13 protein-coding genes and 1 riboswitch are annotated in these 12,158 nt (G+C 63.4%); of the genes, 5 read left to right on the top strand and 8 right to left on the bottom strand.

Annotated elements, in window-relative coordinates; translation table 11 throughout:
- Window positions 1-135: 135 nt before the first annotated feature.
- From PQQ95_RS14595 to PQQ95_RS14585, 3 genes are all read right to left on the bottom strand, one after another.
- Window positions 136-783, bottom strand: a complete 648-nt coding sequence (locus tag PQQ95_RS14595) for an NAD(P)-dependent oxidoreductase (protein WP_408438094.1) — start codon at window positions 781-783, stop codon at window positions 136-138.
- Between the two features lie 137 nt (window positions 784-920).
- The gene (locus PQQ95_RS14590) at window positions 921-1,379 is read right to left on the bottom strand and encodes an Rrf2 family transcriptional regulator (RefSeq protein WP_408438093.1); all 459 of its coding nucleotides are present in this window, start codon (window positions 1,377-1,379) and stop codon (window positions 921-923) included.
- A 101-nt stretch (window positions 1,380-1,480) separates the two neighbouring features.
- Complete coding sequence (locus PQQ95_RS14585) at window positions 1,481-1,954, bottom strand: BCAL1086 family glycoprotein (RefSeq protein WP_408438092.1); 474 nt, start codon at window positions 1,952-1,954, stop codon at window positions 1,481-1,483.
- 200 nt (window positions 1,955-2,154) lie between these two features.
- On the opposite strand from PQQ95_RS14585, the gene PQQ95_RS14580 reads away from it, so the two are divergent.
- Window positions 2,155-2,736, top strand: coding sequence for a DJ-1/PfpI family protein (locus tag PQQ95_RS14580; protein ID WP_408438091.1), 582 nt, complete (start codon window positions 2,155-2,157; stop codon window positions 2,734-2,736).
- 129 nt (window positions 2,737-2,865) lie between these two features.
- The gene (locus PQQ95_RS14575; protein WP_408438090.1) at window positions 2,866-3,192 is read left to right on the top strand and encodes a hypothetical protein; all 327 of its coding nucleotides are present in this window, start codon (window positions 2,866-2,868) and stop codon (window positions 3,190-3,192) included.
- Here the strand turns inward: PQQ95_RS14575 and PQQ95_RS14570 are convergent.
- Window positions 3,179-4,936: a sensor histidine kinase gene (locus tag PQQ95_RS14570; RefSeq protein WP_408438089.1), complete on the bottom strand. Its 1,758-nt coding sequence runs from the start codon at window positions 4,934-4,936 to the stop codon at window positions 3,179-3,181. The genes PQQ95_RS14575 and PQQ95_RS14570 overlap by 14 nt on opposite strands.
- A 410-nt stretch (window positions 4,937-5,346) precedes the next feature.
- Between PQQ95_RS14570 and PQQ95_RS14565 the strand changes: the two genes are divergently transcribed.
- Both PQQ95_RS14565 and crcB read left to right on the top strand, forming a co-directional pair.
- Window positions 5,347-6,549: an ammonium transporter gene (locus PQQ95_RS14565; RefSeq protein WP_408438088.1), complete on the top strand. Its 1,203-nt coding sequence runs from the start codon at window positions 5,347-5,349 to the stop codon at window positions 6,547-6,549.
- 99 nt (window positions 6,550-6,648) lie between these two features.
- A riboswitch (Fluoride riboswitch) is annotated at window positions 6,649-6,711 on the top strand.
- 79 nt (window positions 6,712-6,790) lie between these two features.
- Window positions 6,791-7,171, top strand: coding sequence for a fluoride efflux transporter CrcB (crcB, locus tag PQQ95_RS14560; RefSeq protein ID WP_408438087.1), 381 nt, complete (start codon window positions 6,791-6,793; stop codon window positions 7,169-7,171).
- A gap of 57 nt (window positions 7,172-7,228) precedes the next feature.
- Here crcB and PQQ95_RS14555 read toward each other — a convergent pair whose 3' ends face one another.
- Window positions 7,229-7,648 (bottom strand): DUF1801 domain-containing protein, encoded by a 420-nt coding sequence (locus PQQ95_RS14555; RefSeq protein ID WP_408438086.1) that lies wholly within the window; start codon window positions 7,646-7,648, stop codon window positions 7,229-7,231.
- Between the two features lie 261 nt (window positions 7,649-7,909).
- Here PQQ95_RS14555 and PQQ95_RS14550 point away from each other — a divergent pair, with 261 nt between their 5' ends.
- Window positions 7,910-9,058: an acyltransferase family protein gene (locus PQQ95_RS14550; protein ID WP_408438085.1), complete on the top strand. Its 1,149-nt coding sequence runs from the start codon at window positions 7,910-7,912 to the stop codon at window positions 9,056-9,058.
- 91 nt (window positions 9,059-9,149) lie between these two features.
- Here the strand turns inward: PQQ95_RS14550 and PQQ95_RS14545 are convergent, their stop codons facing one another.
- From PQQ95_RS14545 to PQQ95_RS14535, 3 genes are all read right to left on the bottom strand, one after another.
- Window positions 9,150-9,728 carry a c-type cytochrome gene (locus PQQ95_RS14545; protein WP_408438084.1) on the bottom strand — a complete coding sequence of 193 codons (579 nt, stop codon included), beginning with the start codon at window positions 9,726-9,728 and terminating at the stop codon, window positions 9,150-9,152.
- Window positions 9,721-11,001: a sulfite dehydrogenase gene (gene soxC, locus PQQ95_RS14540; RefSeq protein WP_408438083.1), complete on the bottom strand. Its 1,281-nt coding sequence runs from the start codon at window positions 10,999-11,001 to the stop codon at window positions 9,721-9,723. Before soxC ends, PQQ95_RS14545 begins: the two co-directional genes overlap by 8 nt.
- 116 nt (window positions 11,002-11,117) lie before the next feature.
- Window positions 11,118-12,155 carry an ABC transporter substrate-binding protein gene (locus PQQ95_RS14535; protein WP_408438082.1) on the bottom strand — a complete coding sequence of 346 codons (1,038 nt, stop codon included), beginning with the start codon at window positions 12,153-12,155 and terminating at the stop codon, window positions 11,118-11,120.
- Window positions 12,156-12,158 lie beyond the last annotated feature (3 nt).

Below are 12,158 nucleotides of genomic sequence, written 5' to 3'. Positions count from 1 at the left end.
ACCGATTGTTAGGACGCTTGCGCAAGTTCAACGAATGGCGCGGGCTGCCTTCATCCCGTCGAACCGTCACCCGGACACGCACGATGGACCAGGCGCGATACGCGCCGCGCGCGGTCCCCTGGCTTCCCTCAAGGCTCAGTAAGCCGCCGTCGCGATCTGACGGACGAAACGGCCCTGCTCCAGTTCGTCGACGAAAGCGATCGCATAGTCTTCCGCCGAAATGCGGCTATTGCCTTCGGCGTCGGCCAGAAGCGTGTTCGCGCCCGTGCGGAACGTGCCGGTGCGCTCACCCGGAGCGATCAGCGCGGCCGGCGCGAAGAAAGTCCAGTCGAGATCGGTGATGCCGCGGTAGTAATCGAATGCATCGCGATGAGCCAGCGCAATGGCTTTGTAGGCATCCGGGAAACCGTCCGTGTCGACTAGCTGCTTGCCCGGCGCCACTTCGAGCGAACCCGCGCCGCCGACCACCACGAGGCGCTTGAGGCCCGCCGCGCGCACGCCTTCGACGAGCGCATGGGTCGCCGTGGTCAGCGCCGCGAGATCGCCTTGCGGCGGCGCATAAGCGCTCGCCACCACATCATGACCGCGCACGGCTGCACCGACGCTCGCGGCGTCGAGCAGATCGGCCTGCGCGGCTTTGAGATTCGCCACGTCGGCCGGCACGCGCGCCGGATTGCGCGCCAGCGCCGTCACCTGATGCCCGCGGCGGGCCGCTTCCGCGGCGATCCGCGAACCAATCGTGCCGGTGGCGCCGAACAATGCGATTTTCAACTGTTTGCTCATTTCGATGCTCCTGTCATTAACTTATATGTAACCGAATTGATTACATATAATGCGGAAAAAAGAGGGGCTTGGCCCCCCGTCCGTTCTCAGGCGCGCGTCTTGACTACCCGGCACGCGCCCTTCGTCCTGCTTCTTTACTACGTCACCTGCGAACGCCGCTTGCGCTCACGCGCCCGCTCGGCACGCACCAGGTCGGAAGTGGCGTCGGCCAGCGTGCGTGCGCCGAGCGATGCTTCCATGGCCTGCTGCGCTTCGTCGATGATGCCGCGCAGCACGACCTGAATATTCCGCCCCACCATGCACGCCGGATTCGGTTCCTCGCGATGCATGGCGAACAATTGCGCGTCGTCTACCGCACGATACACCTGAAGCAAGGTGATCTCGTCAGGTGACTTCGCGAGCAGCGCGCCCCCGCCGGCGCCCAGTTGCGAGGTCGTGAGGCCCGCATCGGCCAGCATGGTCAACAGACGCCGGATCAATGCAGAATTCGTGTTCACGCTGCCCGCGATCATCTCCGACGAGAGCGGCACGCCCTCCTGCAACGACAACAACGCGAGCACATGCACCGCAAACGCAAACCGGCTACTCGTATTCACGACAAACCTGCCCGGCAATCATAATGTGTAACCATGGTAATTACATTTAATCCGGCTGTCAAACGGAAACGGACGAACGGACGGAGACGCGAACCGCCCTCTCACTTGTCCATCTGTTTTTGCGCGTCGCTGGAATCGCCCGATGCCGACGCAGAAGCCGACACGCCCGCCGCCGACGCCGAACTTTGCGCCGACCATTCCTGCAGCTTGCGCCCCGCTGTCTCGAGGCCCTGGCCGGTCAGCGCCGCTGCCTTGCCGAGTTGCGCATTCGTCGCGCTCGCCGCGCCTTGCAGGTTGGCTTGCGCGGTCGACGCCAGCGAAGCCGGGTCGATCGTGATCGACGGCGCGGACGCCGATTCGAGGTTCTGCTGCGCGGCGGCCTTGGTCGCATCGACCTGCTGGCCGACGTAGCTGGCCGCCTGATCGAGCTTCTGACCGGCGGCTTGCGCCGCATCGTTGAGCTTGCCGGCGACCTGTGCCGACGCATCGTTCTTCTGACAGGCCGTCAGGCCGCCGAACACAAGGGCGACAATAGCGGCGCGGCGCAACAACGGCGAACGAATGAATAAAGTCATAGTTGGGTGTGAGCCGCATCGAGCGGCTTCCGCATGCGAAAACGCGCCCATGATACGCCGTTGCGCAGCAGGGTCTCTCCGGCGTGCAGCGCACGCCATTCAAAATGCTTCATCGTATGCTCCGTCGCGGTTCTGTCAAACGTGTTGGAGTAGACTTCCTGAGCGTTCGATGTGTTCCGTTGATCAATAGGAGGCATGCGATGGCAGCAAAGAAGATTCTGTTCCTGACCGGCGACTTCGCCGAGGATTACGAAACGATGGTGCCGTTTCAGGCACTGCAAGCGGTCGGTCACGTCGTTGACGCGGTCTGCCCGAACAAGAAAGCGGGCGACAAGATCAAGACCGCGATCCATGATTTCGAAGGCGACCAGACCTACACCGAAAAGCCCGGCCATCAATTCACACTCAATGCAACGTTCGACGACGCCGATCCCGGCCAGTACGACGCGCTGGCGATCGCAGGCGGCCGCGCACCGGAGTATCTGCGACTCAACCACAAGGTGATCGAACTCGTGCGGCAGTTCGCCGAAGCGGGCAAGCCGATCGCCGCGATCTGCCACGCCGCGCAACTGCTGGCTGCCGCCGACGTGATTCGCGGCAAGCGCATTTCCGCCTACCCGGCCTGCGCACCCGAAGTGAAACTGGCCGGCGGCGAGTACGCCGACATTCCGGTCGACGCGGCGATCACCGACGCCAATTTCGTCACCGCCCCCGCCTGGCCCGCTCACCCTGAGTGGCTGCGTCAGTTCCTCGTGCTGCTTGGCACCCGGATCGAACTCTGATCCTGGGGCGAGCGCCTTGCCCTCGCGGCAACCCGCGCTCGCCAAAACCCACCCGCATTTGAGACTAGTCCGATAGTTCGCAGCGCAAGGCTTTCCTATAGTCGCCGGTTGACTTGGGAGACCTTTTCGATGGAACTGACTGATTGGATCGTCATCCTCGCCGTCACGTTGATGGCGATTGCCTTTTTCTGCGCGCATACACCGGCCAACTGGTCGCGAGAAAACCGCGCACGGCGTCTGGCGGGCACGCGCATGCTCGCGCAAGCGGCGTGTTCGCTGTGGACTGCGCTGTTGATCCTCGCGCGCGGCCTGTTCGTTCTGGACGGCCTGCCCGGCCTGCACCCCGCGCCCCTGGAGGCGCTAACCGGCGCGGCGATCCTGCTCGCCTGCGGCTGCTATTGGTCGATTCGCGGCAGCAAACTGCTCAAACCGCGCCGGCTCTTTACCGCGTACTAATGCCGGGCGTGGCATTGGCGGCATGCGCCGGCGCGCCGCCGCTCAGGCCAAGGCCATCGCGATCACCAAGGCCCTCGCGCACTTCGCGCGAACCACGAACCGCCTGAACGCCATCCGCCGACGGAGCATGCGTTTCGACCACCGCCGGTTGCGCCATCCGCACCTCGGCTTCGGGCAGCGACAGATAAAACGTCGTGCCCACGCCCTCTTTCGACTCCGCCCACACACGCCCGCCGTGCCGCTCCACGACGCGCCGCACGAGCGCAAGGCCGATGCCCTCACCCGCCGCCACATTGCCGTGCAACCGCTGAAAGGCGTTGAACAGCCGCGGCAGCGCGACTGCCGGAATGCCCAGGCCGTTGTCCCGCACGTAGAAAATCCGTAGCGAATGCACGCCCGGGGGCGCCGGCGTCGTGCCGATTTCGATCCGGCCTTCGCGCGCGGGATCCAGATAATTGACCGCATTGCCGATCAGGTTCGCGAACACCTGTTCGAGCGCGGTCGGGTCGCCCCACACCGCCGGCAAATCGTCGACGATGACATGCGCCCGCCGCGCCCGGATCGACGCCTGCATGGCATCGACCACGCGCGGCACGATGTCGCGCACTTCCACCTTTTGCTGCCGGTACTCCACACGGCCGACACGCGACAGCCGCAAGAGCGCGTCGATGATATGAGACGCGCGCAGCACGGCCGTCTGCAGAAAATGCAGCGCCTCGCCGATATCCTCGTCCACGACCTGTTCGATGCGCTGCCGCGGCTCCGCCGCGAGCGACGACTGGCGCAGCACCGCGCGCAGTTCGTCACACGCGCGAATCAGTTCCTTCGAGAAGCCCTGCAGATTCACCAGCGGCGCACGCAGATCGTGCGACACGCTGTAGATAAACATTTCGTTTTCCTGAGTCTGTTGCCGCAAGGTCTCGTTGATGCGCGCAAGTTCGCCGGTGCGGCGCGCGAGATCGGCCTGGAAACGCGCCTGGATGCGCTCGGCTTCGAGCAGGCGCCGGCTGGTTTCATGCAAGGTCAGATCGAGCCGGGCGATTTCGTCGCGGCCCGGGCCGATCGGCGCCAGCGGCTCGTTCCCCGCGAGGCGCCCGGCGTTATCGGACAGCAGCGCGAGCCTGCCGCGCACGCCGCGCGTGAACAACCAGACGGCCAGCGCGACGAACAGCAAGGAGCCGAACACGGCCGCGACGACCAGTGTCTGCTGCCGTTCACGCGCGGCGTCGGCGGCGTTCGAGCGCAACGTGTCGAGGCGTCGCTCTTCGGCCTGGAAAGCCACCACCTGCTGACGGAAGCGGTCGAGCACGTCGGCCGGACTCAGTTCGCGGAAGCGCGCGAGCAGATCGCGCCGCCGCCCCGAATGCAGCATGTCCTGAACGCGGTCCGACCACTGGCGATAGCCCTGCACGGCTTGGCGCACCTGCACCACGCGCTCGACTTGCCCCGGGTTGTCGGCCACCAGCTCGGCCAGTTGATCGATGCGACGGTCGACGTCCATCCATAAGGAAACCGGCGTCGAAAAGCGGGTGTCGTTGGCGAGCACCGCGCCGCGCAGCGCCACGGATTCACCCAGCACCGGATCGAGAATCGCGGTGGTCTGGCGCAGCACGTCTTCGCTATGCGTCGCCCACTGTTCGGCTTGCGTCGCGTCGGCCTGCGCCATGACCAGGCCGGACAACAACGCCAGTTCGAAAACGGCCGGAATTGCGATCAGCAACAGGCCCTTAGTGGTCAGTCTCATGCGTGCGCATTGGAGGTCGATGGCCGGCAGATCATGCACGGGGACGGCACATTATGTCGGCGTTTGCGCAGGAAGACAAAGCCGACGCGCCACTGACCAGGCTTTTGCCGCCAAATGCGGACGTGGACGCAATGAATCCGCATAAACCGTCAGGTTTTTGAATTAAACGTAAATAAAATCGAATATTTTGCCCTCATTTGGATCACGACGGCCGATGCACCGCCGTTGTGCACTTATATCGTGCCTTCTGCGTCGTCCAAGGTGCAAAAAGTGGTGCATCGCTGAGTCTGGCGTGATCTGTGCACATCCCATCCCGGTGCGGATTTGCACCTGATCGACGCTTCTCAGCACAAATTTGGCCCGCTTCTTGCATTCAATGCCCGTTTTTTTAGCATAAGCGGGACACATCGATGGAAAGTCTGAAAACCGGCACCGACACCCTCTTCCTTTTGCTGGGTGCCGCGATGGTGCTGGCCATGCATGCGGGATTCGCGTTTCTCGAACTCGGCACGGTGCGCAAAAAGAATCAGGTCAATGCGCTAGTCAAGATTCTGGTGGACTTCTCGGTCTCGACGATCGCGTATTTCTTCATCGGCTACACGATTGCCTATGGCGTGCAGTTCTTCGGCAGCGCCGAGTCGCTGGCCGCCCACAACGGCTATGCGTTGGTGCGCTTCTTCTTCCTGCTGACTTTTGCCGCGGCGATTCCTGCGATCGTGTCGGGCGGCATCGCCGAGCGCTCGAAATTCAATCCGCAGCTGTTCGCCACCTTCGTGCTGGTCGGCTTCGTCTATCCGTTCTTCGAAGGGATCGCGTGGAACGGCCGCTTCGGTATTCAAGGCTGGCTCACCCAGGTGTTCGGCGTGCCGTTTCACGACTTCGCCGGGTCGGTGGTGGTGCATGCGTTCGGCGGCTGGGTCGCGTTGCCGGCCGTGCTGCTGCTCGGCGCGCGCCACGGCCGCTATCACCGCGACGGCGGCATCGCCGCGCATCCGCCGTCGAATATTCCGTTCCTCGCGCTGGGCGCATGGGTGCTGACGGTCGGCTGGTTCGGGTTCAACGTGATGAGCGCACAGACCGTCGACAAAATCAGCGGCCTCGTGGCCGTCAATTCGCTGATGGCGATGGTCGGCGGCACGCTGACCGCATGGCTCGCCGGCCGCAACGACCCGGGCTTCACGTACAACGGCCCGCTTGCCGGGCTGGTCGCGGTCTGCGCCGGCTCGGACGTGATGCATCCGCTCGGCGCGCTGGTGACGGGCGGCATTGCGGGCGTGCTGTTCGTTTATATGTTCACCTGTGTGCAGAACCGCTGGCGTATCGACGACGTGCTCGGCGTGTGGCCGTTGCATGGCCTGTGTGGCGCGTGGGGCGGCATCGCGGCCGGCATCTTCGGCTTGCGCGCGCTCGGTGGCCTCGGCGGCGTATCGTTCAGCGCGCAACTGATCGGCACGCTGGGCGGCATCGTGGTGGCATCACTCGGCGGCACGCTCGTGTACGGGGCCATCCGGCTGACGGTGGGCTTGCGGCTCGACCAGGAAGACGAGTACAACGGCGCGGACCTGTCGATCCACAAGATTTCGGCGACGCCGGAGCGCGAAAGCGTCGGCTGATGAGCTAACCCCGCCAATCCGGGCCGGCCAGCGGCGCGCATGCCGCGGTTGCGCTCACTTGGCCCCTCACCTGGCCCCAATGCCCTGCCGATGCTAGACTGGCGCGCTGGAGATGGCATTCTCCATTAACCGCCCTCGATGGCTGATGATGCCTGCTTCGCCCGGACGACCGCGGACGCGGCATCACGCCCCCGCCAGAGTCCGGTTTGTCGACCTGTTGGCTTCGCCAGAGTACCTTCGCATGTATTTGTCCATTCTCGCGGTTGGCATTGGCGGCGCGCTTGGCTCACTATTCCGCTGGTTTCTCGGTATCCGTCTGAACGGCCTGTTCACGGGTTTGCCGCTCGGCACGCTCGCCGCCAACGTGATTGCCGGCTACGTCATCGGCGTCGCGGTTGCGGGATTTGCGCGGGCGCCGCAGATCGCGCCCGAATGGCGGCTCTTCATCATCACGGGCTTGATGGGCGGCCTGTCGACCTTCTCGACGTTCTCAGCGGAAGTCGTGCAGCGCCTGCAGGACGGCCGGCTCGGCTGGGCGGCCGGCGAGATCGTCATTCACGTGGCGGCTTCGCTCCTCATGACTATTCTGGGTATCGCAACTGTTTCACTGCTGGCGCGCTGAAAACCGTATTTATTCCAAGTACCTTAATCGCACCAGGTGCTTCCCCCAGATAGCGCTTCACGTCTCTTTATCTTTACGTGCTTTTGCCCGAGTACTCGCAGGCGCATTTTTCTTCAATTTGGTCTGGTTGTATTCGATAGCGGCCCGCACGAGCTTCTTTAAAGCGGGTCCATTCAGTTTGTCCCCTTCGAGAAAATCGATCGCCCGTCTCGCGTTGCCTTCGAGGCCCGCGTTGAAGAGCTTGTCGGGATCCGCAAGGTGCGCCCCGTGCGCAAAGGTCAGTTTCACCTTCCCTTTATGAGCGTTGGCGACCGCGATCATTCCGTCGCGGGACCACACCGGGCTTCCCATCCACTTCCATTCCTCGATGATCTCCGGGTCGGCTTCAAGGATGGTTTTGCGGATACTGGCGAACGTTTTGCCGCGCCAGTCCGTGATGCCCGCGATGAGCTGGTCAATGCTTTCCGATGGATTCATTGGATCCTTATGTTTCGAATTCGGGTTCCGTTTCGACAGAGCCTAGCGTTGAATTGTGCCGGCATCAATCCATATGCGCCCAAACCCGTTCCAGAGCCGCAAAGACCGACTGTCACCCACCTCTGAGGCCGGCAAAAACAACCGTTCGCCATGGCATCCCGTGAGCGCCAGGAGAGACATTTATTTCCCCATTTTTTTTGAATTTTGTCGTTCAGGACGGACGTAAGATCGCCGCAGCCTGAATAGAAGAAGGGGCAAAAAATGGCGCTCGCCTTGAATCTGTCAACGTCCGCGAATCTGAACAAGTCGCTCAAGATCGACGCGATTCGATTCCTCGCGGCTGTCTGGGTCCTGATGTATCACTTCAAGCCCCCCGCGTTCAAAGAACTTCTGCCTCACCCACTCGCATTCCTCGGCGGCGCATTGTGGTCGGGTTCGACAGCGCTGTTCGCGGGCCCCGCCGCCGTCATCGTATTCTTTGTCATTTCCGGTTATTGCATCCACAACGCCTATCAAAAGGATGTGACGCTCAAGCCGATCAACTATTACGCGTCCCGATTCATCCGCATTGGCTTGCCGCTGGTCATCCTGCTGTGCCTCGTCCAACCTTTGCCGACGGGGCAAAATTATCTGGAGTCCGTGCTGTGGTCGCTCTACTGCGAGATGGTGTATTACGCTGCCTATCCGATCCTGCGTGCCCGCTTTCGCTACATCGGCGAAATGATCGTGGGTTGCGCGGTTGCGGCCGGCGGGATGGTGGCCGTGGTTCGTCTGATCGGGCATCCGGTTTGTCACGGCTGCGTGATTGAAACGTACGGCGTTCCGGGTACGGCTTTACTGTATGCGGCCGGCTGGATTTTCGGCTGCCTGATCGCGGAGACCCAGCGCAACGCGGAGCAATTCCACGTTCGTGGCGCGTATTCGCCGCTCACGCTGATGATCAAGCGCGGCCTTGACCAGAGCACGCGTTTCCTCGCGAATCATCTGATTGTGCTAAGAGTTGTGGTGGTCGCGGCCGGAGCGGCCATTATGATTTTGCTATCCGAATCGAATCTCAAGCCCGCCATCGTGCCGTTGATTACGCCCGATATCACGCTGCCGCTATTCCAGTTCCTGGCAGCAGTCTGGATCGCGGCGGAAACGGCCACGCCCTCCAGAAGCGGCGTTTGGTCCAGGCTGGCGACGTTCGGCGCGTGGTCCTATAGCCTCTATCTTTGCCACAAGATGGCGCTCTCACTGCTGGAAATGACCCGCTTCGACGAGACATCCCGATTCGCCTGGTTCGTCCAGGTGGCGTTGGCCTTCGCCATTAGCTACGCGTTCTATCGGATGATCGAAAAGCCTTCGCATCTGATTTCCCAGCGACTGCGGAAATACACGCCGAATGCGCCTGCTGCGCCCGCTGCCTGAAGCGCCTGCATGAAGCGACTGCATGAGCCTGCCATTTCCGGTTAACGTCGCTTCAGGCCCAGTCCCGCGCCAGCCGATCGGCGCCCGCGCCTCATAGCCGCCCCGGCCGCGGATCGGCCACGAAGCCGTCGCGATTGGGCATCGCCACTCGCGGCAGCGAGGCGGCATCGAGCCGCGTATCCGCCGGCACGATGCCGTTACGGTTGAGCAGGAATGCGCTGACCGCGTACACCTCGTCGGCGGAAAGCGATTCGGACGCGTTGTAAGGCATCGCGCGGCGAATATAGTCGAACAGCGTCGTCGCATAGGGCCAGTAGCTGCCCACGGTGCGCTTCGGCTTCGCGCTGGTTAGCGTGCCCTGCCCACCGACCAGCGGATCGCCAAGCCCCCCTTCCCCCTGCGCGCCATGGCACGCCGCGCATTTCGTGGCGAACACGTGCGCCCCGGTGGCGACGTCGCCGCTGCCCGCAGGCAGGCCTCGGCCGTCCGGCGCGACGTCGATGTTCCAGGCGGCGAGGTCCTGATCCGTCAGCGGCGTGCCGATATCGCCGACTAGTCCCGCATTCTGTACGCCCGGCGCGATCGACGAACAGGATGCCAGCGACGCGAGCGAGATCAGCGCGGCCAACACGACTCGCGCCGGCGTGCGCGCTGAGCGGCCATCACGCATTGCGCACCTCGCCGCTAGCATCGACTCGCCATTGCTGGATCGCGTTGTAGTGGTATTGCGAATTCAGGCCACGCGCGGCGACGAGGTCGGCACGCGTGGGCTGCACGTAACCGGTCGAATCGGTGGCGCGCGAGAGAATCGCGGCAGCGCCGCCGTCCCAGCGCCAATCCGCCTGAAAGCGCGTCAGCGCACGATCGAGGACCGCGCCGTCCAGACGCGCGAGGCGCCACGTCGCGCCGCCGTCGGTCGACACCTCCACCTTGCGGATCGTCCCGCGCCCGGACCACGCCAGACCGGTAATCGGGTAATAGCCCTGCGTGGTGAGGCGATGTCCCGGCGACGGCCGCGTAATCACCGACTTGGCGTCCATCTCGAACGCAAACTGACGGGCGGTGCCATTTGCGAGCAGGCTGGTGTACTTCGACGTTTCCTCGCGCGTTTGCAACGGCGCATCGACCACCTTCAGCCGGCGCAACCACTTGACGTTCGTATTGCCCTCGAAGCCAGGAACGATCAACCGCAACGGATAACCGTTCTCAGGGCGCAAGCGTTCACCATTTTGTGCGTACACGACGAGCGCGCGATCGAGTATCCGGTCGAGCGGCAAGCTGCGTGTCATCGCGGCGGCGTCCGCGCCTTCCGCCAGCAGCCAGCCGCCGCCCGTTGCATTGCCGGACGCCGTCACACCGCCCACCTCCTCCAACAAGGTCGACAGACGCACACCAGTCCATTCGCAGCACGACAGCAGACCATGCGTCAGTTGCACCGGCATACCGCTCGGTCCGTTCCATTCGTTGCCGGTATTGCCGGAGCATTCGAGAAAATGGATGCGCGATTCGGACGGCAGACGCAGCAGGTCGTCCATCGTGAACAGTTTTGGCGTGCGCACGAGGCCGTGAATGGCCAGCCGATGCTGATCAGGATCGATGTCAGGCACGCCGCCGTGATGACGTTCGTAGACCAGACCGTTGGGCGTGAGCGTACCGTGCAGATCAGCGAGCGGCGTCATGGACGAAGCCGCGCCCGGTAACGGCCACGCGCGCGCACTTCGACGCACCACACTCGCCTCGTGCGGCGACGGCACGCCATACGGATGCTCGAGGATAGGCGCGCCGGGCACGCGGCTCGCAGGCGCGACCTCGAGCGGCCGAAGCAATTCGCTTGCTGCCGCGGCGTGCGAAACAGCGAGACCGCCGGCAGCCAGACGGCCAAGCAGTCGACGGCGGCCGCGCGACGGCGGTGAGTTGTGCGGCGAGTTGTGCGAATTCATCATGGCGTCGGCGCATCATGGACAAGCCGATTAGCGTAACGACGCCTGCCGTCGCGGCCAAACGATAAATTCGACTATCGATCGACGCAAACCGCATAGCCGACCAACATTGCTCGCCATCAAGCCAGTACGTTCGAGAACACCCGGTCCGCGAGGTGATTGGAATCGGTCCCGCTGTTGAGCACGCCGACCGCCTTCAGGTCGTCGGCATAAAGCGAGATCTCCTTCTTGAACGCGTCGCCGACAGGATGATGGCGATCGGTATGGCTCTTGAGCATCGCCGTCAGTTGTCCCACATCGGCGGACGGCGTATAGACCGAGAAAATCGCAGCCGCATCGGCAGGATGATTCGCGGTCCATTCGGTCGCTTCGAGCAACGCCTGCGTCAGCGCCTGCGCGGTGGCGCGGTCCTTTCGCACCAGCGAACCGCGTACGCCGAGCACACAGCACGAACGCGTCTGATATTCGCCGCACAGATTGTTCGACACTTCATACAGATGGTCGGATTCGCGAATCGTCCAGATGGTCGGGTCGCCATCCGCGATCGCCTGCACTTCGCCTTTCTTCAGCGCTTCGCCCAGCAGGTTCGCCGGATATTGACGCCAGTTCACATCGCGCTCCGGATCGACGCCGATCTTCTTCAGCACGATAGCGAAGAAATTCTTGGTCGGGCTCGCCATATCGCTGACGCCGATCGTGCGGCCCTTCAGCCCCGCCACGTCGACAATGCCCGACGCGCGCGTGGCCAGCAAACGCATGCAACCGCCGTGAATCCCGGCCGTCAGTTTCACGTCGAAGCCCTGTTCCAGCGGCTTGATCCAGCGCAGCGCCATGCCGACACCCGCATCGGACTTGCCCGTCGCGATGGCCTCGAGCAACTGGTCGGTCGAGCCCGAAAAATTCACGAGTTCCACCTGCAACCCGTGCCGCTCGAAAAAGCCCTGCTTCACTGCCACGGCGACAGGCGCGGTACAGATCGCGCCCGCGTTCCAGGAAAGCTTGAGCGGCTTGAGCGGAGCCTGCGGCGTTTGAGCGAACGCGAACGTTCCCGGCATCAGCGACGCGCCGCCGAGCGCCGCGGCGCCCGCTGTCCAGGCCGTCTTGCGCAACCATGCGCGGCGGGCAGGACTCAGCAGAGATTCATCGTAGGGGTTCATGGT

Source organism: Paraburkholderia caffeinilytica (genome assembly GCF_046030355.1).
Lineage (GTDB): Bacteria > Pseudomonadota > Gammaproteobacteria > Burkholderiales > Burkholderiaceae > Paraburkholderia > Paraburkholderia caffeinilytica_B.
Note: the sequence above shows the minus strand (reverse complement) of the source record. Positions and strands in the feature narration are given on the sequence as shown.